The sequence below is a fragment of the Streptosporangium sp. LJ11 genome (assembly GCF_051918945.1).
Classification (GTDB): Bacteria; Actinomycetota; Actinomycetes; order Streptosporangiales; family Streptosporangiaceae; genus Streptosporangium.
In genome coordinates this window covers 159,722-180,010 of sequence record NZ_JBPXMB010000005.1, presented here as the reverse complement: position 1 = coordinate 180,010, position 20,289 = coordinate 159,722, and the positions used below count along the sequence as shown (strand labels likewise).

The window sequence follows — 20,289 nt, the reverse complement described above, 5'->3', positions numbered from 1 at the left end:
AGCGCCGCCCGGACGCCACGGAGGGCTACCGGGGGCCTCCCGGCCGCGTCGCGTCCCTGCTCATCGCCGTTTCGCCGGCACCGCTCTCCCGCCCACCACCACGATGCCCGGAAACCAAGGGCTTGCGACGTCGGCCCGGCACGTGGAACACTCCCGAAAACGGTAAAGGTTCTTTTCAGTAAGACCCTTGCCGTCGGGTGGCGAGGCAGGTTTCGACATGGACACCGTCATCACGATCCCAGCCGAATACACGGGTCTGCGGGCCCGGCAGGGGCCCATGACCATGGGCCAGGCCAACATGGCGCGTTGCGTGCTCCGCGACCCGCCGCTCCACATGAACTTCCGCGTCACCAAGCGCCTCCCCGGGGGAACGCCCCTGTCCGCCGTCACCGAGGCGATCGGGCGCCTGCTCTCCCGGCACGAGGGACTGCGAGCCACCATCCACTCGGACGTCCAGGTCGTGGCCGGTTCCGGCTTCCTGCCCGTCGAGGTGCACGGCGCGGAGACCGGGCTCCTCGACGAGGTCGCCGAGGAGGTGGGCCTGCGCATGCAGGGCACCCGGTTCGACCTGCGGACCGAGCTCCCGATCAGGGTCGCCGTGATCACCGATGGGGAGGCGCCCCGTCTGGTGACCTTCGTCCTGCCCCACACCTCGGTCGACGCCATCGGGCTGGCCACCGTCATGAGGGAGTGGGAGCGACTGATCCGGGGGATCGCCGTCCCGTCGCCGTGCCCGATGCAGCCGCTGGACCTCGCGACCGCGGAGGGCACCCCGGCCGCCCTGCGCCGGACCGAGGCCGCCCTGCGGCACTGGGAGAACGGGCTCAGGCGGGCACCGCAGTCGATGTTCGCGATCGCCGAGGCGGCCGGGACCGACGCCGACGCGATCCGGTCCCGGCTGCGGGTCCGCTCGGCGGTGGCGGCCAGGGCGCTGGACGCCGTCGCGAGCCGCACGGGCGCCAGCCGCTCGGCGATCACGCTCGCCGCCCTGGGGGTCCTCATCGGCCTGCGCACCACCCAGCGGTCCTGCGTGATCGCGTCGCTGGCGAGCAACCGGGTGCGACCCGAGCTGCGTGACTACGTCGGGCCACTGGCCCAGGACGCGCTGATGACCGCGGATCTCGACGTCTCCACCTTCGACGAGGCGATCCGCCGCTTCCGCGCCGCGTCCCTGTCCGGATACCAGCACAGCCGTTTCGACTCCACCGCCCTGTGGGAGGTGATCGAGGCCGTCAACGCCGAACGGGGGGTGGACTTCGCCCGTGACTGCGTCTTCAACGACATGAGCGGCGTCACCGTCCCCGAGCCCGAACCCGAGCCGTCCGCCGAGGTCGAGTGCGACTGGCTTCCGGCGGCCTCGCTCCCCGCACACCTCGCGCTCTGGGCCAACCGGCTGGAGGACGTGGTCGACCTGACACTCTGGATCGATCCACGGGTGATGAGCCGGGCGGAGGCGGAGGGCTTCGGGATCGGGATCATCCGGCTGCTGATCGCGGCCGGAGACGGAGACGTCCAGGCTGCCGACATTTCGTATATGTCGGGAATTTCACCTATCGAGCGCGGCCCGGAATGGATCTACACCGACTTCTGCTGGGTGAACCTCGGCGCGGTGGAACGGCTCGTCGGCGAGGCGGTCCAGGGACGTCCCCACCTGGTGACGCACGACCCGGAAGGGCGTCTGACCTGCCACGTCACCTCAGGAACCCCCGAGGAGATCCGCGCCGCCTGCCTCGCCCTGCTGCCGGGCCGCACCTCCGCGATGGCGCCTCACCACTACGTCGTGCACGCGCCGGAGCCCACCGGCGCGTCGCTCTACGGGCCCGTCGTCACCGAGGGGGACGGACGCCACTCCATCTCCGTCGGCCCCGCGCGCGTAAGTAACCAATAGCAGGCGGGATAATCGGTTACATGCGCCTATCCGCTCGTGTCGACTATGCCCTCCGTGCCGCCGCCGAACTCGCCGCCGCGGGTGACGGCCCTACCACGGTGGGTGAGCTGGCCAAGGAGCAGGACATGCCTCCCAAGTATCTTGAGAACATCCTGCTCCAGATGCGCCGCGCCGGGCTGGTACGCGGCCAGCGCGGCCCCGAGGGGGGCTACGTGCTGGCCCGCCCGCCCGCCGAGATCAGCCTCGCCGACGTGATCCGCGCCGTTGACGGCCCGCTCGCCAACGTCAGGGGGGAACGGCCCGAGCATGTCGGCTACCGGGGTCCCGCCGAGTCGCTGCAGCAGGTCTGGATCGCGCTGCGCGCCAGCGAGCGGGCGATCCTGGAGGAGGTCACCCTCGAGAACGTGGCCACCGGAGCCCTTCCCGACCGGGTCCGCAGCCTGTCGGCCGACCCCGCGGCCTGGGACTGACCATGCCGGTGTGGCCACCCACCGGGGTCCGGCCGGCCCGGCCCGCACGGCACCGGCTCACCTCCCGGGAGCGGCCCGCGCCCCGGAGCCGACTGACCGTACAGGACCGGCCCGCGCCCCGGAACCGGCTCATGTCCGGGAACCGGCTCGCCGCACAGGACCGGCCCGCGCCCCGGAACCGGCCCGCGCCCCGGGAGGGGCGCCGTGCCCGAGGGTGACGTCATCCATCTCTCCGCCCTGCGTCTCGGCCGGGCGCTCGACGGGCGGGTGCTGACCCGCTCGGACTTTCGCGTGCCGCGTCACTCCACGGCCGACCTGACCGGGCGCGCGGTGCTGGAGACCGTCTCGCGCGGCAAGCACCTGCTCACCAGGGTCGAGGGCGGGCTGACCGTCCACACCCACCTGCGGATGGAGGGCAGCTGGCAGATCTCACCCGCGGGGCGGAGGCTGCCCGGGGGCGACGTCGTCCGCCTGGTGCTGGCCAACGAGCGATGGCAGGCGGCCGGGGTGCGGCTGGGCATGGTCGACCTGGTCTCGACCGCGGAGGAGGGGCGGCTCGTCGGGCATCTCGGCCCCGATCTGCTCGGAGAGGACTGGGACGAGGCGGAGGCCGTGCGACGGCTGGCAGGACGGCCTGAGACGAGCATCGGGGTCGCGCTGCTCGATCAGCGCAACCTGGCGGGAATCGGCACCATCTATCGCGCCGAGACGCTTTTCCTCGCCGGAGTGTCGCCGTGGCGACCCGTGGAGGCGGTTGAGGACCTGAGAACGATCGTGTCGATCGCGTGGCGGCTGCTGGACGCCAACAAGGAACGCCCGAGCAGGACGACGACAGGCGACCTCCGTCCGGGACGGAGCACCTGGGTCTACGGCAGGGCCGGGCGGCCTTGCCTGCGCTGCGGGCGTCGGATCAGTCGTGGGGAGATGGGCGCACAGCCGCAGGAACGGCTGATCGTCTGGTGCCGTCACTGCCAGCCGGAAGAACCGACCGGCTAGGCGGCGACCATGTCGTTGACTTCGGGAAACACGGAATCAGGCACGGTTTCGGGAATCGGTAGACGCTCCCGTTCGGGGACGTCTCCCGCCAGCACCGGAGCATGCTGCAGCTCGGCCAGGGCGAACTGATCGGAAACCTCACGGAGAACCTGTGAAAGCGGCACGCCCAAGGCACCGCAGATCGACGCGAGCAGCTCTGAAGAGGCCTCCTTCTGACCACGCTCAACCTCGGACAAATAGCCAAGAGAAACCCGAGCCAGTGTGGACACCTCACGCAGGGTGCGACTCTGCCGCACCCTCAGCCGCCGCAGCACGTCACCGAGCAGCTGACGCAGCAGGACCATCTGTCGCTCCCTCCCCGGCGCGGATGTCTTCACGACACTCCGCGCTATCGGTTCGTGCCGCCCGTTCTTCGAACGCGACCCTTGGTACATACTCCTCGCCGTCATCATCGCTTGACCTTTACCTCACTCACCGTTCCACCGTACCTGTATGGACCGACAACGCGGCAGACCATGTGGAGCATGTTCGCTGGGGACGTAACGCGGTAATCATCCTGAATGTTCCCTCACGTTCGTCTCCAGCACACCTCGGAGGAGGTCCACGGCCTCGTTCACGGTCATCTCCCGGATCTGGTCACGCGTCCCGGCGAGCCGCGGATCCCGGTGCCATACCCGCCCGTCCGGTCCGCTAACGGCGAGATGCACGGTGCCCACCGGTTTACCGTCCTGGGGGTCCGGGCCGGCCACTCCGGTGGCCGCCAGCCCGTACGTGGCACCGGCGAGAAGGCGCACCCCGTCGGCCATGGCGGCGGCGACCTCCGGGTGCACCGCCCCCTCGCGGGCGAGCAGGTCCGCGGGGACGTTCAGCAGCCGGTGCTTGAGCTCGGTGGCGTAGGAGACGACCCCGCCCAGGAAGGCCGCGGAGGCCCCCGGGGGGCCGGTGAGGGACGCGCAGACGAGCCCGGCGGTCAGCGACTCGGCCACCGCCACCGTCTCGCCCCTGCGGACGAGAAGGGAGAGGACCTCGGTGGCCGCGAGCAGGTGCCGGCTCATGTGACCCGCCTCGTGTCGCGGCCCACGCCGCCCGCCTTCATACGGCCCGCCTTCATATGGCCCGCGCCCGCTTCGCGACCTGCCGCAGCTTGATCGCCCGGATCACGTAGTCGAGACCGGTGGCGACGGTGACCAGCGCCGCCGCGCCCATCACGATCCAGCGGATCAGGTCGGGCACGCCCGGCCAGATGTAGGAGACGATCGCGGCGATCTGCAGGACGGTCTTCACCTTGCCGCCGTAGCTGGCCGGGATGACGCCGTGCCGGATGACGGCGAACCTCAGCGCGGTGACGCCCAGTTCCCTGCCCAGGATCACGACGGTGACCCACCAGGGCAGCTCCTCCAGCACCGAGAGGCTGATCAGGGCGGCGCCGATGAGGGCCTTGTCGGCGATCGGGTCGGCGATCTTCCCGAAGTCGGTGATCAGGCCGTAGCGGCGGGCCAGTTCGCCGTCGAGCAGGTCGGTGAGCGAGGCCACCATGAAGACCACCAGCGCCGCGGCCCGCCAGCCGGACCCCGGCAGGAAGAGGCAGGCCACGAAGAACGGAACCATCGCCAGCCGTATCACCGTCACGACGTTGGCGATGTTCCAGGCGCTCACCTTGGGGCGCGCGGATGCCGAGGTCGAGTCGGTGCCGGTCTCTGGCGTGTTGGTCATACGCTCTCCCGGCCCGGCGGCGCGCTCATGGGGCCGCCTTGATGCGGGCGATCAGGTCGACCCCCTCCGAGTCGACCACGACGGCCCGGACGATCTGGCCGGGGACCAGCCCGATGCCCTGGACCGTTACAGAACCGTCGACCTCGGGCCCCTGGTGGGCGGCACGGCCCTCGTAACCGCCGTCGCCCAGGTCCTCCTCGATCAGGACGTCGACCTCGGTGCCGATCCGCTCCTCGGCCCGCTGGGCCATGAGCTCCTCGGCCAGCTCGCTGAGCGCGGACACGCGGGCGTCGACGACCTCCTGGTCGAGCTTGCCGGGCAGCGAGGCCGCCTCGGTGCCGTCCTCGTCGGAGTAACCGAAGATGCCGATCACGTCGAGCCTGGCCTCCTCCAGGAAGCCCACCAGCTCGCCGAACTCCTCCTCGGTCTCGCCGGGGAAGCCCACGATGAAGTTGGAGCGCACCCCCGCCTCGGGGGCGTGGGCACGGATCGACTCCAGGAGGTCCAGGAAGCGCCGGGGGTCGCCGAAGCGCCGCATCCGGCGCAGCACCGTCCCGCTGGCGTGCTGGAAGGACAGGTCGAAGTAGGGGGCCACGCCCTCGGTCGAGGCGATGATCTCCAGCAGCCCCGGGCGGAGCTCGGCGGGCTGCAGGTAGCTGACGCGCACCCGCTCGACGCCCTCGGTCGCGGCGAGGGAGGGCAGCAGCTTCTCCAGCGCCCTCAGATCGCCCAGGTCCTTGCCGTAGGAGGTGGAGTTCTCGCTGACCAGCACCAGCTCCTTGACGCCCTGCTCGGCCAGCCAGGCGGCCTCGCCGAGCAGCTCCTCGGCGCGGCGCGAGACGTACGCCCCACGGAAGGCGGGGATGGCGCAGAACGTGCAGCGGCGGTCGCAGCCGGAGGCCAGCTTCAGCGAGGCCACCGGGCCGTCGCCCAGGCGCTTGCGGAGCGGCCGGGGGCCGCTGGCGGGGGCCAGACCCTCGGGCAGCTCTCCGTGGCCGGGAATGGCGGTCTTGGGGGCGGCGGCGCGTTCCACCGGCGAGATGGGCAGCAGGGTCCTGCGGTCGCGAGGACTGTGCGGGACGAGCGATTTGCCCGCCAGCACGTCGTCGAGGCGCGTGCCGATGTCGGTGTAGTCGTCGAAGGAGATGACGGCGGCGGCCTCGGGCAGCGCGTCGGCGAGCTGGTCACCGTACCGCTCCGCCATGCAGCCCGCGGCGACCACCTTGGCACCGGAGTCGGCCGCGGCGAGCAGCGTGTCGATGGAGTCCTTTTTCGCCGAGTCGATGAAGCCACACGTGTTGACGACGACGACATCGGGGTCGTCGTCGCCCAGCTGCCAACCGGCAGCCTCGAGACGGGCGGCGAGTTCCTCGGAGTCGACCTCGTTGCGTGCGCAACCAAGCGTGATCAGCGATGCGGTTCGGCGGGATGACATGGTGAACACTACGGTATCGGGAGTTGGCCACTACCCGATGCACCTCCCCCCATTCAGGCACCGCCGCACCCCCCGCCCCGCCCCGGACGTCCCGCCGCCGGGACGGCCCGGACGCCCGGCCGGACAGCGGCGGCACGGACGCCCGGGGGCGCCCGGAGAGTGCGCGGAGAAGTGCTCCGTACGGTGTGACCTAGCGCTTCTTGGTGGCGGGGGCCTCGTAGGAGCGGTTCACGACCTGCCCCCGGCGGCCGGGGGCGCCCAGGTTCTTGCCGTTCACCTTCAGCGAGACGGCTCCCCCGTCGCCGAAGGTGACCCGCATCCCGGTCTTCGCCTTCCAGGTCGAGGTCTTGCCCGCCGCTAGCGTTCCCGAGAAGAGGCGCCGGCCGCCCGCGTCCTGCACGTCGAGCCAGGAGGTGCGCTTCGCCCTGACCTGGAGGACGACGATGTCACGCCGTCTCTCCTCGGCCAGCGACGAGGCCCGGCGCGGCGAGTCGGGGCCGGAACCGGTCGTGGGCGGCGGCGCGGCGGGCACCGGCATCGGGCGCGGGTCCGCCACGGGAGTGTCACCCCCGCCCATGGTCCGCACCACGCCGAAGATGACCACGATGCCCAGAGCCACCGCCATCGCCGTCGTCCAGTTGGGCGAACGACGCTCGCGGATCTTCAGCGGCATGTCGGCCTGGAAGACGCTGGAGGCCCGCACCGGCAGCGGCACGCCCCCGTGCTGCTCGTCGTAGCGGTGCACCAGCGTCTCGGGATCGAGGTCAACGATCTTGGCGATGTTTCTTATATGGCCCCGCGCGTAGAAATCTCCCCCGCATTGGGAGAAATCATTCCTCTCGATTGCCTGGATGAGCACCTCGCGAATGCGTGTCCGCGCGCTCAACTGCCCGACGGTCATCCCCTTTGACCGCCGGGCATCCGCCAGATCGCTTCCAATGCCCATGGCGCACGCCTCTCAGCCCCCGACGTTGCGTAGCGATACCTATTCAATCAGTAACCGCGTGGAGGATGCGCGGCGGGGGTCCCATTCCCGCACGGCGCCGTCATCCCCGGGCGAGCCGGTTGGGGGGCGGTATTCCCTGATATGTACCGGCACTTCCCGGTGCGGGCGGCCGGAGCCCCCCGCACCGCGCCGCCGGCCCACCGCGCAGGTCGGGCCGGAGCCCCCGTACGGCGCCGTCAGCCCCCGCGCAGGTCGGCCAGCAGGCCGGGAAGCTCGTCCGGCTTGACCATGACCTCTCGCGCCTTCGACCCCTCGCTGGGCCCGACGACGTTCCTGCTCTCCAGCAGGTCCATCAGGCGACCCGCCTTGGCGAAACCGACCCGCAGCTTGCGCTGGAGCATCGAGGTCGAGCCGAACTGGGTGGTCACGATGAGCTCGGCCGCCTGGACCAGCAGGTCGAGATCGTCGCCGATGTCCTCGTCGATCTCCTTCTTGGCGGTCGCCACGGCGGCCACGTCGTCGCGGTACTCGACCGCCATCTGGACCTTGCAGTGCCCGACGATCTCGCCGATCTCCTTCTCGGAGACGAAGGCGTTCTGCAGCCGCATGGGCTTGCTGGCACCCATCGGCAGGAAGAGCGAGTCACCCTGCCCGACGAGCTTCTCGGCGCCCGGCTGGTCCAGGATGACCCGGGAGTCGGCCAGCGAGGAGGTGGCGAAGGCGAGCCGGGAGGGCACGTTGGCCTTGATCAGGCCGGTGACCACGTCCACGCTGGGGCGCTGGGTGGCGATGACCAGGTGGATCCCGGCGGCGCGGGCGAGCTGGGTGATGCGGACGATGGAGTCCTCGACGTCGCGCGGGGCGACCATCATCAGGTCGGCGAGCTCGTCGACGATCACCAGCAGGTACGGGTAGGGCTGGTAGACCCGCTCGCTGCCCGGCGGCGGCACCAGCTTGCCGGCGCGGACCGCCTTGTTGAAGTCGTCGACGTGCCGGAAGCCGCTGGCGGCCAGGTCGTCGTAGCGGCGGTCCATCTCCCCGACGACCCACTCCAGGGCCTCGGCGGCCTTCTTGGGGTTGGTGATGATCGGCGTGATCAGGTGCGGGATGCCCTCGTAGACGCTGAGCTCGACCCGCTTGGGGTCGACCAGGACCATGCGGACCTCGTCGGGGGTGGCCCGCATCAGGATCGAGGTGATCAGCCCGTTGACGCAGACCGACTTTCCCGCGCCGGTGGCGCCCGCGATGAGCAGGTGCGGCATCTTGGCCAGGTTGGCCACTATCGTGCGTCCCTCGACGTCCTTGCCGAGCCCGACGATCATCGGGTGGTGGTCGGCCTGGGCGACCGGGGAGCGCAGGATGTCGCCCAGCGAGACGAGGTCCTTGTCGGTGTTGGGGATCTCGACCCCGATCGCCGACTTGCCGGGGATCGGGGACAGGATCCGGACATCGGCCGACTTGACCGCGTACGCGATGTTCTTGGTGAGCGCGGTGACCTTCTCGACCTTGACCGCCGGGCCGAGTTCGATCTCGTAGCGCGTCACCGTCGGCCCCCGGGTGAAACCGATCACCTGGGCGTCGATGGCGAACTGCTCCATCACGCTGGTCAGCGCGTTGACGACGACGGTGTTGGCCTTCGTCTGCGGCTTGGGCGCGGTGCCCGGGCGCAGCAGCTGCGACTCGGGCAGGGTGTACGGGCCCGCCTGGGGGGACAGCACGAGCTGCTCGACCTTGCGCGGCGCCGGGGTCGGCTCCGGAGGCGCCGACGACTCGACCCCGGCCACGGCCTCGGCCGCCTCCTCGTCCACCAGGCCGGGCACGATCTCCGGGGAGTGCCCGGAGGGGCGGCCGGGGGTCTCGGCGATCAGGGGCGTGTCGTAGGGCTTGACGTGGTCGCCCAGCTCGGTGCCCTCGGGCTCCGGCTTCTTGCGGGTGGAGGGCTTCTTCCTGGACGCGCGCGGCGTGGGGGGCAGGTCGCGGTTGAAGAGCATGTGCCGGATCTCGGCCAGCCGCTCGGGTACCCGGTGCACCGGCGTCGCGGTGATCACCAGGATGCCGAAGCCCGACAGGATCAGCAGCAGCGGGATGGTGATGAAGGACGGCAGGATGCTCGCCGGGGGCGCCGAGACGATGAAGCCGATCATGCCTCCGGCGGCCGCCACCTTGTCCATGCCGTCGGAACTGCCCCCCGAGGGGTACGGCGTGTCGTGGACGACGTGCACGACGCCGAGCACGCCGATGGTCAGGGCGGACCAGCCGATGATCATCCGGCCGGTGTCGGCGTTCTGGTCGGGGTGGCGCAGCAGCCGCCAGGCCAGCAGCACGAGCAGGATCGGGATCACCCAGGTCAGCGAGCCGAAGACGCCGCGCATCACCCCGTCGACCACGGTGGAGACCGTGCCGGTGTTCTTCCGCCAGGTCATCGCGGCCAGCACGACCGCCCCGGCGAAGACCGCCAGGCCGAGCCCGTCGCGGCGGTGCACGGGGTCGAGCTCGCGCGCGTTCTGCCCCAGGGCCCGCGCGGCGCTGCCGATGCCCCCGGCGAGGAGCATCCAGATGCCCATGAACAGCTTGCCGATCATGATGAGCACCCAGCTGATCGGGTCGTGCTGGGGTGAGGGCCTGCGGGCCTGGCTCGTGCTCCTCCCCCGGCCGGCGGGCGCCCGCCTCGCGGGGGCCGTACGGGCCTGGGAGGCGCCCGAACGGCCGGAGGACCCCTTGCCGGGGGGCTTTCCTGAGGAGCCTTTAGACGTACGGGTGGCCATGTTAGGGAGGTTAACGAGACGGGTGGTGGATTGCGCGCCGACTCGCCGCAGCCGCCCGACCCTCGCCGACGTTTCACAAGATCGGTCGATACTTCGTGAACAGTGATGAGGGGTGCTAAAGGTCCCATTGGCCTGCTGGAAAGCGTCTTCCATTCCATGTATTGACATTGCGTTTCATGTAGTAGAACCTCCTCACCAACAGGGCGTTGGGAGGAGACATATGTCCGCACTCGACTGGTCCGTTCTGGGCGCGTACTTCCTTGTCATGATCGGTATCGGCGTGTGGTCGAAGCGCCGCGTCAAAACCGTGATCGACTTCTTCACCGCCGGGGGCCGTATCCCCTGGTGGCTGTCCGGCATCTCGCACCACATGTCGGGATACAGCGCGATCATGTTCGTGGCGTTCGCGGCCGTGGCCTACAACTACGGGCTCGCGATGTACGTCTGGTGGGCGCTGACCATCGGCATCGGCGTCGGGATCGGCGCCTTCGTGTGGGCGGCCCGATGGAACCGGCTGCGTTCCAAACACGGCGTGGTCTCCCCGCTGGAATACCTCGCCCGGCGCTACAACCTGCCGACCCAGCAGGTGCTGGCCTACAGTGGCGCGCTGCTGAAGGTCGTGGACATCGCGGCCAAGTGGGTGGCGATCGCCATCCTGCTCCGGGGCTTCGCGGGCATCCCGATTCAGTGGGGCATCCTGGTCACCGGGGCCGTCACGCTGGTCTACATCACCGCCGGGGGGCTGTGGGCGGACGTGCTCACCGACTTCGGCCAGTTCGTCATCCAGGGCGTCGCGGGCATCGCCATGTTCGTCGCCATCATGGTCCAGCTGGACGGCGTCGCCACCCTGTGGACCATGTGGGACAAGCTGCCCCCGGGCCACGGCGACCCGTTCGCCGGGCCGTACACCACGACGTTCTTCCTCGCCCTGCTCTTCATCAAGACCTTCGAGTACAACGGCGGCATGTGGAACCTGGCCCAGCGCTACATGGCCTCGCCCTCGGGCTCGGCCGCGAAGCGTTCGGCACTGCTGTCCAGCGCGCTGTGGCTGGTCTGGCCGCTGATCCTGTTCATCCCGATGTTCGCCGCGCCGCTCATCGTGCCGGGCCTGGCCAACGCCGAGGAGGCGTACGTACGGCTGGCGCAGACCCTGCTGCCGCAGGGCGTGATCGGGCTGGTGCTCGCGGGCTTCTTCTCGCACACCATGGCCATGGTCGCCTCCGACGCCAACGTGATCTCCTCGGTCATCACCAGGGACATCGCCCCGGTGATCGTCCGCAAGGTGCGCGAGCTGTCGGCGCGGGCCGAACTGACCTTCGCCCGGGTGACCACGTTCACCTTCGTCCTGATCAGCATGGCGATCGCGATCTCGACCGAGGGTCAGGGCGTGGTCCTGAAGATCGTCGTCGACCTGGTCGCCGCGACGATGGGACCGATCTCGATCCCGCTGATGCTGGGCATGCTGCCGTGGTTCAAGCGGAGCGGCCCGACCGCGGCCATCGTCTCCTGGGCCGCCGGCCTGGGCGTCTGGGCGTACGTCAAGTGGATCATCGAGTCCAAGGACACGGCGATGGTCGTCGGCGTGCCGCTGGTGACCTCGCTGGTCCTGTACGTGGCGATCGGCTTCCTGAGGCCGGAGAACCGCGAGGACCGCGACGCGCTCGTCGACTCCCTGTCCACCGAGCCCGGGTCCACCGACCCGGAGCAGCATCAGCGGGCCGGAGCGGTCGGCTGACGCCCCCTCCGGTACGGCGTGGGCCCCCACAGCGTGGTGGGGGCCTTCACGGCGTGGAGTGCCCCACGGCGCGCCGGGCCCGCGCGGCAGGGGCGGACCTCCACGACCTCGTGGGGCTTCGGCGAGGGCCTCCACGGCGCGGCGCGGCGGCCGCGCGACTGTTCCCGGGCGCGGCGGGCTCCAGGACCCGCCCGCCCGGGAACATGCTCCTTCCACCGGGAGGGGAAGGGAAAACACGCGGACCGGGAATTCGGCGGGTCCGGGAACCGGGGCCCCGCCGACCCCCTTGCCGGACCACTCCCCGGATCCGGGCCACCCGCCGGACTCCGGCTACGTGAACTACTTGTCGGACTCCAGGACGCCGCCGTTGGCCACGTCCGACTTCTCGATCTCGGTGAAGACGATGCGCACCGCCTCGCGGCGCGCCTTCAGGATGTCCACGGCCGCCTCGGTCAGCGCCGCCACGAACTCGCGGCGCTGGTCGAGGGTCCTGCCGGACAGGAGTTCCACGGTGATGTTCGGCATGCTGAATCCTCCAGGTCAGGTTGTTGCATAACATGAGATCACATTCCATTACATGGAACAACTGAAGGGCGTAACCGTCTTAGCAATCGGGACGCGGGCGGATCGGCTCAGCCGTTGAGCGCCGGGGCGGCGGGAGCACCGGGCGCGCCGAGGGCCGCGGAGACCTCGCGGGCCGCGGCGACGACGTCGGGCGCGAACCGCTCCAGGTCGTCGCGGCCCATGTCCATCGCGAGGGCGGAGATGGAGATGCCGCCGAGCACCTGACCGGTGTGGTCGAAGACCGGGGCGCCGACGCAGAGGATGCCGGGCAGGTTCTCCTCGTTGTCGAGCGAGTAGCCGCGGGACCGTACCAACGCCAGGTCGGCCAGCAGGTCCTCCGGCGTCGCCAGCGTGGTGGGGGTCGGGGCGGGCATGCCCGTACGGGCGCAGATGGCGCGGACCTCGTCGGCACCGAGCTGGGCGAGGACCGCCTTGCCGATCGCGGTGCAGTGCAGGCGCAGGCTCATCCCGACGCGGGAGGGCATCTGGTAGGGCCGCCGGCCCTCCAGCTTGTCGACGTAGACGGCCTCGTCCCCGCTGCGGATCGCGAAGTGCGTGGTGTAGCCGATCCGCTCGTGCAGCGCGTGGAGCGCGCCGGAGGCCTGGCGGGCCGGGTCGAAGCGGTTCATGACCCGGCCCGCCAGCGTGAGGATCCGGGGGCCCGGCTCGTAGCCGCCGCGGCCGTCGGCCCGCGCGAACCCCCACTCGACGAGCGACTGGAGGATGCGATGGACGGTCGACTTGGACACGCCCGTCGCGGCGGCTATGTCGGTCACGCGGTGGTGCTCGGCGATCGCCTCCAGCACCGCCAGCGCCTTGTCGATGGAACTACCTTCCCTGACCACGATCGTGAGCCTACTGGTCAGCGTGCCAACCAACCTCCGTCGACGGCCAGCAGATGCCCGTTGACGTAATCGGAGGCGCCGGACGCCAGGAAGACGGCGGCGCCCACGAGGTCCTCGGGGGTGCCCCAGCGCCCCGCCGGGATGCGGCCCCTGATCTCGGCCTCCCGCTCGGGGTCGTCCCAGAGCCGCTCGGTGTTGCCGGTCCTGATGTAGCCGGGGGCGATCGCGTTGACCTGCACCCCCGAGCCCGCCCACTCGCAGGCCAGCGCCCGCGTGAGACCGGCGACACCGTGCTTGGCCGCGGTGTAGCCGACGACGTTGACGCCGCCCTGGAAGGACAGCATGGAGGCGATCATGATGATCTTCCCGGAGCCCCGGGCGAGCATCCGCGCCCCGAGGACCTGGCTGAGCAGGAAGACCGCGTCCAGGTTGACGTCGAGCACCTCGCGGAAGGACTCGTGGGAGTGCTCGGCGGCCGGGGCCCTGCGGATGATCCCGGCGTTGTTGACCAGCACGTCGACCGGGCCCAGCCGCCCGGCCGCCTCGGGGACGGCCCGCGGGTCCGACAGGTCCAGGACCCACCGGGAGGCCTGCCTGCCGGTCTTGCGGACCTCCGTCTCGACCTCGTCCAGGTCGTCGTCGCGGCCGTGCAGCACGATGTCGGCCCCGGCCGCCGCCAGGCCCACGGCGAGGGCCCGGCCGATCCCGGTCCGCGCGCCGGTGACGAGCGCGGTCCTGCCCTCCAGCGAGAACATCAGCGCAGCTCGCCGATCTCGACCTGCTCCATGTCCTCGAAGGCCTGGTTCTCCCCGCCCATCGCCCAGACGAAGGAGTAACTTCTCGTGCCGAAGCCGCAGTGCACCGACCAGGGCGGGGAGACGACCGCCTGACGGTCGGCGACGACGAGGTTGCGCGTCTCGTCCGGCCGTCCCATCAGATGGATCACCCGCTCGCCGGGTGGCAGGTCGAAGTAGAGGTATACCTCGGTCCTGCGCTCGTGGGTGTGGCAGGGCATGGTGTTCCACATGCTGCCGGGCTCCAGCACCGTCACGCCGAGTACGAGCTGGCAGCTCCGGATGCCCTTGGCGTGGATGTACTTGTAGATCGTCCGGTCGTTGGAGCCATCTTGGCCGCCCAGCCGTACCGGCTCGGCGTCCTCCAGGGTCGCGGCGGTCGTCGGGAGGGTCGCGTGCGCGGGGGTGGAGACCAGATAGAACGCGCCGCCCTCGAAGACCACCTCGCGGGCTCCCCTGCCGACGTAGAGGCACTCCTTGGCGGCCAGGGGGTACGCGGTGCCGTCGACGGTCACCGTGCCGGGCCCGCCGATGTTGACCACGCCGAGCTCGCGGCGCTCCAGGAAGTACTCCGACCTGAGCGGGTCGGGGCAGTGCAGTCTCAGTGGCCCGTCGTCCGGCAGGGCCCCGCCGACCACGATGCGATCCTCGTGGGAGTAGAGCAGCCGGACCTCCCCTGGCACGAAGAGCTGTTCCACCAGGAACCGGCGGCGCAGCCAGTCGGTGGTCGCCCCGGTGATCTGGTCGGGTGCCGTGGCGTGCCGTACCTCCATCGCCCCTCCATTGTTCTATTACATGAAATTAGAAGCTGCTACATAGAACATTGTGAGCATACAACGGCCCTCTTCCCCGCGCACTCACCGCGATTCCCACCACGCGCGGGCGCCCGGAAAACGATCCCGGAAACGAGAACTTTTCCCGCCGCGACCGGGTCCCACATAGGGAATCGCCACCGAACGGACCACCGAGCACACGGGAGAGACCGATGACGACTGGCATGGCACGGACGACGATCCGGCTGGCGGCGGCCGGCGCGGTCGCGGGCACGGTCCTCGCGACCGCCCTCGCGGGCGGCACCGCCCTCGCCGAGACAGGCGAACCGGGCGGAACGGGCGAGACGGGAAGGACCGCCGCGGGGATCCCGAGAAACTTCCTCCTGCACGAGCCCCAGGCCCGCAAGCCGGTGAGGTATCCGGGCGAGGAGAAGTGGACCATCAGCGACAGGCTGGGAGGGAACCTGGAGACGAACCCGTGCGGCCTGCGCCGCCCCGCCGATCGCGACCGGGTGGCCATGCGGACCGTCGTCTACCAGGCCCCCGAGTACCACTCCGGCGAGCAGCTGGTGATCTACCGCTCCACGGCCGCCGCGCGCAGGGCGCTGACCGGGCTCCTCGGGCAGGTCGACAGGTGCGCCCGCGTCAAGTCCGAGGGCACGGTCACCAGGACCTGGGCCGAACCCGTCCGGGCCGGGGACCGGGCCGTACGGATCACCCTCCAGGGCTACGACGCCAGGGGCGTGCGTCCGATCATCGGCGGGCAGCGGGCCGTCGTCGTCCGCGAGGGCCGGGCCGTCGCGATCTACCTGCTGGCGGGCGAGTACGGCAAGGTACGCGGCTCCGACTTCACCCGGCAGCTGAAGGACGCCAGGAAGATGGCGGCCAAGGTCTGCTCCCTGCGCGGCGTCTGCTGACCGGCACGGGAAAGGCCCACAGAACCGGCGCGCCCGCCCGCACGACGGGCGGGCGCGGCAGGGCCGGGCGGGACGGGCCCGCGACAGGGCCACGCGGGACGGGGACCGCCGATCCGGGCGGCCCGATGGCCCGTACGGCGGCCGGTGCGGCCGCCGTACGGTGCGAGGGTCAGACCTCGACCACCACGGGGATGATCATCGGGCGGCGGCGGTAGGTGTCGCTCACCCAGCGCCCCACGGTCCTGCGGACCACGCGGCGGACCTGCTGGATGTCCACCACCCCGTCGGCCGCGTTCTCCTGCAGGGCCCTCTCGACCTGCGGCAGGATGTCGTCGAACATGGCCGGGTCGATGCCCGATCCCCTGGCGTGGATCTCCGGGCCCCCGGCGAGCTTGCCGGTGGCGGTGTCGACCACGATGACGATGGAGATGAAGCCCTCCTCGCCCAGGATGCGGCGGTCCTTCAGCGCGAAGTCGGTGACGTCGCCCACCGAGGTGCCGTCCACGTAGACGTAACCGGCGGGAACCGCGCCCACGATCTTGGCCCGGCCGTCGACCAGGTCCACCACGACGCCGTCCTCGGCGATCACGATGTGGTCGTCGGGCACCCCGGTCAGCGCGGCGAGCTTGGCGTGCGCCCGCAGGTGGCGCCACTCGCCGTGCACCGGCATGAAGTTGGACGGCCGCGTCAGGTTGAGCACGTACAGCAGCTCACCGGCGGCGGCGTGCCCGGAGACGTGCACCTTCGCGTTGCCCTTGTGCACCACGCGGGCGCCCCAGCGCGACAGCCCGTTGATCACGTTGTTGACCGCGGTCTCGTTGCCCGGCACCAGCGAGGAGGCCAGCAGGACCGTGTCGCCCTCGGCGATGCGGATCGGGTGGTCGCGGTTGGCCATGCGCGACAGCGCCGCCATCGGCTCGCCCTGGGACCCGGTGCAGATCAGCACCACGTCCTCCGGCGGCCAGCCCTCGATCTCCTTGGAGTCGACGATCAGACCCGGCGAGACCCGCAGGTAGCCCAGGTCGCGGGCGACGCCCATGTTGCGCACCATCGAGCGGCCGACCAGCGCGACCTTGCGGCCGTGCTTCTCCGCCGAGTCGATGACCTGCTGGACGCGGTGGATGTGGGAGGCGAAGCTCGCCACGATCACACGCTTGCCCGCGGTGCGGATGACCTCGTCGATGACCGGCGCGATCTCCCGCTCGCTGGTGACGAAGCCCGGCACCTCGGCGTTGGTCGAGTCGGACATCAGCAGGTCGACGCCCTCGGCGCCGAGCCTGGCGAACCCGCCCAGGTCGGTCAGCCGCCCGTCGCTGGGCAGCTGGTCCATCCGGAAGTCGCCGGTGTGCAGGACGATGCCCGCGGGCGTCCTGATCGCGACGGCCAGCGCGTCGGGGATGGAGTGGTTGACGGCGAGGAACTCGCACTCGAACGGCCCGAACCGGTGCCGCTCCCCCTCCACGACCTCGCGCTTGGTCGGCTGGATGCGGTGCTCGGTGAGCTTGGCCTCGATCAGCGCCAGCGTCAGCCTGGATCCCACGATCGGGATGTCGCGGCGCTCGCGCAGCAGGTAGGGCACGGCACCGATGTGGTCCTCGTGCGCGTGGGTCAGGACCACGGCCTCGATGTCGTCCAGGCGGCCCCGGATGTATTCGAAGTCGGGCAGGATCAGGTCGATGCCGGGCTGGTCGGGCTCGGGGAACAGCACCCCGCAGTCGACGATCAGCAGACGGCCTTCGTACTCGAACACGGCCATGTTGCGGCCGATCTCGCCGAGACCGCCCAGCGCGACGATGCGCAGGGCACCCTCGGGCAGCGCGGGCGGCAGCCCGAGTTCGGGATGGGGGTGACTCATCCGGCCACACCTCTCTCAGAGGTCTCACATGCGACGGAGGCCCCGGTAGGCAGCAGGACTACTCCCTCGCCGAGCACTCCGTCCCCCAGCGGACCGTTGTGTCTTCTTTCTCGCAAACTCTCGTTCCTCCCGAATGCGGCCGGTGAGGGCCGCGGTGTTTTATCTCATGTCACAACTTCGTCGGACAGCTTCACACCGCCCGCGATCAAGTCTTCGCGCAGCCTCGCGAGCTGCTCCCGGGTCGCCTCCACCAGGGGCAACCTCATCGGTCCCGCGGGCTGCCCGACCAGGGACAACGCCGCCTTCGCCATGATCGCACCACCGGCCTGCATCATGATCGCGGAGACCACGGGAAGCAGCCTGCGGTGGATGGCGAGCGCGCCCGCGACGTCCCCGGAGCGGTACGCCTCGATCATCGCGGCGATCTCCGCGCCCGCGACGTGGCCGATCACGCTGACGCACCCCGCGGCTCCCACCGACAGCCACGGCAGGTTGAGCGTGTCGTCACCCGAGTAGTAGGCCAGACCGGTGGACGCGATGATCTGCGATCCCTCGAACAGGTCGGCCTTGGCGTCCTTCACCGCGACGATCCGCTCGTGCCTGGCGAGCCGCGCCAGCGTCTCACGCCGGATCGGCACGCCGCTCCGGCCAGGGATGTCGTAGAGCATGGCAGGCAGGGCCGTCGCGTCCGCCACGGTGGTGAAGTGGCGGTAGATCCCCTCCTGGGGGGGCTTGCTGTAGTACGGCGTCACCAGCAGGAGACCGTGCGCCCCGGCGCGCTCGGCGGCTTTGGCCAGCCCCACGCTGTGGTGGGTGTCGTTGGTCCCGGCTCCGGCGACGACCGTGGCGCGGTCGCCGACCGCCTCGACGACGGCGCGCAGCAGGCGCTCCTTCTCGTCGTCCGTGGTCGTCGGGGACTCCCCCGTCGTGCCGCTCACGACGATGCCGTCGTTACGCTGCTCGTCCACCAGGTAGGTGGCGAGGCGCCCCGCTGTCTCGTAGTCGACCGCTCCGTCACTCGTGAACGGTGTGACCATCGCGGTCAGCATGCGGCCGAAGGGGGCGTCGGAGGTTCCAGTTGGCGCTGCCATAGACCGAACGCTACCTGGATCCGCTGAAACGGTGGACCCCGCCACCCCGCCTAACCTCCGTCCACCGATGGGCCTAAGAGCGAACATCCCCCCGAGGTGCCCGCTGCACACCGTACACGCGGATATACACCGCCGCGGCGACGGACCCCGGCCGACGCTCCCCGCGGGCCGTTCCGGCCTTGCCGTACGGGGCGGAACGGCGACCGGGCCGGGCGTCCCGGGCGGCGGGAGGGCCGGGGTGATCGGGACGCGGATCCGGACGGTCTCCGTCGGTGCGGGTTCGGTGCGGGTTCAGTGCGGGTTCGGTGCGGATGAGGCCGGTCACCGCCGAAGAGCGGAAGGAAGGCGGCCAGAAAACGGCTTCCGCAGGCCTCGCGCCCGATTATGTGAAATAACGAGAACTTTGTCCGCTTTGACGGCGGCGGGGACATCCTTGAACGAGAAAGAGGCCGCCGATATGTGCTCGGGGGTACACACATCGACGACCTCTACCGTTGAATCGGCGATCCTTACGCGGGCGTTACAGGGTCTCTGAGATATTTTTGGCCACTTCTGGGAGCGGCGGTAAAGTTGGAGCTCCAAATCGGAGCCATTACCCTGTGTTGCGCATTGAATACGACAGGATGGGACAACGCCCCAGACCCCCAGGGATGGACACGTGGCAAGCTCCGATCCTGTCTACCTGCGCGTCGTCGCCGACATCCGGCGCCAGATCGTCGACGGCTCCCTTCCCCCCGGCGCCCCGATCCCCTCGCGCGCCCAGCTGACCAGGAAGTACGGCGTGGGCGAGACCGCCGCCCGGCACGCGCTGCGCGTGCTCGTCGCCGAGGGCCTGATCGTCGGCCGCGTCGGCTCGGGTCACTACGTACGAGAACAGCCGGTGCTGCTCCCCCTGCACCGATGGCGTTTCCACGACCACCACGCCCCCTTCGGCGCGGACATCCAGTCACAGGGCACCCGGGCCACCTGGGACTGGCGGGCCGAGCCCGCCGGCGCCACCCCGGACATCGCCCACCGCCTCCGGCTGGACGAGTCGGCCCCGGTCACCCGCACCCACTACGTCTTCCGCGGCGACGGCAAGCCGATCCAGCTGGCCACCTCCTACGAGCCCGCCGAGTTCGGCGAGACCGCGGAGGAGAGCCCCCGGAGCCTGATCGCCCGTCTGTCGGCCATCGGCGTCAAGGTCACCGAGATCGTCGAGCAGGTCTACACCCGCGTCCCGCAACCGGCCGAGAGCGACGCCCTCGCCCTGCCCGCGGGCGTCCAGGTCCTGCACGTCGAGCGCACCCACTGGGCCGGAGACCGCCCGGTGGAGACCAGCGACATCGTCGTCCCCGGCGACCGCTTCCGCCTCGTCTACACCCACCCCCTGCACCCCTGACGCCTCGTCCCGAAGGCCGGCGCGGCGGGCGAGGGCGTTTCCGTGCGACCGGGGGCGGGTCCTCACCGTCTCGTGTCGCGGCACCCGCCTGTCGCCCGCCGTGGAAGCCCCACAGGCCCCG

Annotated in this window: 18 protein-coding genes; 6 read left to right on the top strand and 12 right to left on the bottom strand. The window is 70.5% G+C overall.

Annotation, left to right across the window (positions count from 1 at the left end; translation table 11 throughout):
- Positions 1-217 precede the first annotated feature (217 nt).
- The 3 genes from ACTOQ3_RS09865 (at position 218) to ACTOQ3_RS09855 (ending at position 3,354) form a co-directional block, all read left to right on the top strand.
- Entirely contained in the window at positions 218-1,888 is a 1,671-nt protein-coding gene (locus ACTOQ3_RS09865; RefSeq protein ID WP_440083038.1) for a condensation domain-containing protein, read from the top strand.
- 20 nt (positions 1,889-1,908) lie between these two features.
- Positions 1,909-2,358 (top strand): RrF2 family transcriptional regulator, encoded by a 450-nt coding sequence (locus ACTOQ3_RS09860; RefSeq protein ID WP_362677550.1) that lies wholly within the window; start codon positions 1,909-1,911, stop codon positions 2,356-2,358.
- 204 nt (positions 2,359-2,562) lie between these two features.
- Entirely contained in the window at positions 2,563-3,354 is a 792-nt protein-coding gene (locus ACTOQ3_RS09855; protein ID WP_440083037.1) for a DNA-formamidopyrimidine glycosylase family protein, read from the top strand.
- Here ACTOQ3_RS09855 and ACTOQ3_RS09850 read toward each other — a convergent pair.
- From ACTOQ3_RS09850 to ACTOQ3_RS09825, 6 genes are all read right to left on the bottom strand, one after another.
- Positions 3,351-3,698, bottom strand: coding sequence for a helix-turn-helix domain-containing protein (locus ACTOQ3_RS09850; protein ID WP_030904158.1), 348 nt, complete (start codon positions 3,696-3,698; stop codon positions 3,351-3,353). The two genes, ACTOQ3_RS09855 and ACTOQ3_RS09850, sit on opposite strands and share 4 nt — an antisense overlap.
- 207 nt (positions 3,699-3,905) lie before the next feature.
- Positions 3,906-4,409 carry a CinA family protein gene (locus tag ACTOQ3_RS09845; RefSeq protein ID WP_440083036.1) on the bottom strand — a complete coding sequence of 168 codons (504 nt, stop codon included), beginning with the start codon at positions 4,407-4,409 and terminating at the stop codon, positions 3,906-3,908.
- 52 nt (positions 4,410-4,461) lie between these two features.
- Positions 4,462-5,067: a CDP-diacylglycerol--glycerol-3-phosphate 3-phosphatidyltransferase gene (pgsA, locus tag ACTOQ3_RS09840; RefSeq protein WP_440083035.1), complete on the bottom strand. Its 606-nt coding sequence runs from the start codon at positions 5,065-5,067 to the stop codon at positions 4,462-4,464.
- A gap of 25 nt (positions 5,068-5,092) precedes the next feature.
- Positions 5,093-6,502, bottom strand: a complete 1,410-nt coding sequence (rimO, locus tag ACTOQ3_RS09835; RefSeq protein ID WP_440083034.1) for a 30S ribosomal protein S12 methylthiotransferase RimO — start codon at positions 6,500-6,502, stop codon at positions 5,093-5,095.
- Positions 6,503-6,692: 190 nt separating this feature from the next.
- Positions 6,693-7,448 (bottom strand): helix-turn-helix domain-containing protein, encoded by a 756-nt coding sequence (locus tag ACTOQ3_RS09830; protein ID WP_440083033.1) that lies wholly within the window; start codon positions 7,446-7,448, stop codon positions 6,693-6,695.
- A 236-nt stretch (positions 7,449-7,684) separates the two neighbouring features.
- On the bottom strand, positions 7,685-10,213 hold the full coding sequence (locus tag ACTOQ3_RS09825; protein ID WP_440083032.1) for a DNA translocase FtsK: 2,529 nt from the start codon (positions 10,211-10,213) through the stop codon (positions 7,685-7,687).
- Between the two features lie 220 nt (positions 10,214-10,433).
- On the opposite strand from ACTOQ3_RS09825, the gene ACTOQ3_RS09820 reads away from it, so the two are divergent.
- A complete protein-coding gene (locus tag ACTOQ3_RS09820; protein ID WP_440083031.1) occupies positions 10,434-11,948 on the top strand; it encodes a sodium:solute symporter family protein in 1,515 nt (504 codons plus the stop codon).
- 339 nt (positions 11,949-12,287) lie between these two features.
- Here the strand turns inward: ACTOQ3_RS09820 and ACTOQ3_RS09815 are convergent, their stop codons facing one another.
- The 4 genes from ACTOQ3_RS09815 to kduI all read right to left on the bottom strand — a co-directional run bounded on the left by ACTOQ3_RS09815 (position 12,288) and on the right by kduI (position 14,924).
- Positions 12,288-12,473: a tautomerase family protein gene (locus tag ACTOQ3_RS09815; protein WP_344745492.1), complete on the bottom strand. Its 186-nt coding sequence runs from the start codon at positions 12,471-12,473 to the stop codon at positions 12,288-12,290.
- A 107-nt stretch (positions 12,474-12,580) separates the two neighbouring features.
- Positions 12,581-13,357, bottom strand: coding sequence for an IclR family transcriptional regulator (locus ACTOQ3_RS09810; RefSeq protein ID WP_440083030.1), 777 nt, complete (start codon positions 13,355-13,357; stop codon positions 12,581-12,583).
- Between the two features lie 17 nt (positions 13,358-13,374).
- Positions 13,375-14,112 (bottom strand): SDR family oxidoreductase, encoded by a 738-nt coding sequence (locus ACTOQ3_RS09805; protein ID WP_440083029.1) that lies wholly within the window; start codon positions 14,110-14,112, stop codon positions 13,375-13,377.
- The gene (gene kduI / locus ACTOQ3_RS09800) at positions 14,112-14,924 is read right to left on the bottom strand and encodes a 5-dehydro-4-deoxy-D-glucuronate isomerase (protein WP_440083028.1); all 813 of its coding nucleotides are present in this window, start codon (positions 14,922-14,924) and stop codon (positions 14,112-14,114) included. Before kduI ends, ACTOQ3_RS09805 begins: the two co-directional genes overlap by 1 nt.
- Positions 14,925-15,136: 212 nt before the next feature.
- Here kduI and ACTOQ3_RS09795 point away from each other — a divergent pair, with 212 nt between their 5' ends.
- Complete coding sequence (locus ACTOQ3_RS09795) at positions 15,137-15,841, top strand: hypothetical protein (protein WP_440083027.1); 705 nt, start codon at positions 15,137-15,139, stop codon at positions 15,839-15,841.
- Between the two features lie 169 nt (positions 15,842-16,010).
- Here the strand turns inward: ACTOQ3_RS09795 and ACTOQ3_RS09790 are convergent, their stop codons facing one another.
- Both ACTOQ3_RS09790 and dapA read right to left on the bottom strand, forming a co-directional pair.
- Positions 16,011-17,696, bottom strand: a complete 1,686-nt coding sequence (locus tag ACTOQ3_RS09790) for a ribonuclease J (RefSeq protein WP_440071143.1) — start codon at positions 17,694-17,696, stop codon at positions 16,011-16,013.
- Between the two features lie 164 nt (positions 17,697-17,860).
- A complete protein-coding gene (gene dapA / locus ACTOQ3_RS09785; protein WP_440083026.1) occupies positions 17,861-18,787 on the bottom strand; it encodes a 4-hydroxy-tetrahydrodipicolinate synthase in 927 nt (308 codons plus the stop codon).
- Between the two features lie 658 nt (positions 18,788-19,445).
- On the opposite strand from dapA, the gene ACTOQ3_RS09780 reads away from it, so the two are divergent.
- Complete coding sequence (locus tag ACTOQ3_RS09780) at positions 19,446-20,168, top strand: GntR family transcriptional regulator (protein ID WP_440083025.1); 723 nt, start codon at positions 19,446-19,448, stop codon at positions 20,166-20,168.
- The last annotated feature ends 121 nt before the right edge of the window (positions 20,169-20,289 follow it).

Bases quoted from the DNA above. Each gene is read 5' to 3' on its own strand.
- ACTOQ3_RS09865 (WP_440083038.1), top strand. From the start codon at position 218: ATGGACACCGTCATCACGATCCCAGCCGAATACACGGGTCTGCGGGCC.
- ACTOQ3_RS09860 (WP_362677550.1), top strand. From the start codon at position 1,909: ATGCGCCTATCCGCTCGTGTCGACTATGCCCTCCGTGCCGCCGCCGAA.
- ACTOQ3_RS09850 (WP_030904158.1), bottom strand. From the start codon at position 3,698: ATGGTCCTGCTGCGTCAGCTGCTCGGTGACGTGCTGCGGCGGCTGAGG.
- ACTOQ3_RS09845 (WP_440083036.1), bottom strand. From the start codon at position 4,409: ATGAGCCGGCACCTGCTCGCGGCCACCGAGGTCCTCTCCCTTCTCGTC.
- pgsA (WP_440083035.1), bottom strand. From the start codon at position 5,067: ATGACCAACACGCCAGAGACCGGCACCGACTCGACCTCGGCATCCGCG.
- rimO (WP_440083034.1), bottom strand. From the start codon at position 6,502: ATGTCATCCCGCCGAACCGCATCGCTGATCACGCTTGGTTGCGCACGC.
- ACTOQ3_RS09830 (WP_440083033.1), bottom strand. From the start codon at position 7,448: ATGGGCATTGGAAGCGATCTGGCGGATGCCCGGCGGTCAAAGGGGATG.
- ACTOQ3_RS09825 (WP_440083032.1), bottom strand. From the start codon at position 10,213: ATGGCCACCCGTACGTCTAAAGGCTCCTCAGGAAAGCCCCCCGGCAAG.
- ACTOQ3_RS09820 (WP_440083031.1), top strand. From the start codon at position 10,434: ATGTCCGCACTCGACTGGTCCGTTCTGGGCGCGTACTTCCTTGTCATG.
- ACTOQ3_RS09815 (WP_344745492.1), bottom strand. From the start codon at position 12,473: ATGCCGAACATCACCGTGGAACTCCTGTCCGGCAGGACCCTCGACCAG.
- ACTOQ3_RS09805 (WP_440083029.1), bottom strand. From the start codon at position 14,112: ATGTTCTCGCTGGAGGGCAGGACCGCGCTCGTCACCGGCGCGCGGACC.
- kduI (WP_440083028.1), bottom strand. From the start codon at position 14,924: ATGGAGGTACGGCACGCCACGGCACCCGACCAGATCACCGGGGCGACC.
- ACTOQ3_RS09795 (WP_440083027.1), top strand. From the start codon at position 15,137: ATGACGACTGGCATGGCACGGACGACGATCCGGCTGGCGGCGGCCGGC.
- ACTOQ3_RS09790 (WP_440071143.1), bottom strand. From the start codon at position 17,696: ATGAGTCACCCCCATCCCGAACTCGGGCTGCCGCCCGCGCTGCCCGAG.
- dapA (WP_440083026.1), bottom strand. From the start codon at position 18,787: ATGGCAGCGCCAACTGGAACCTCCGACGCCCCCTTCGGCCGCATGCTG.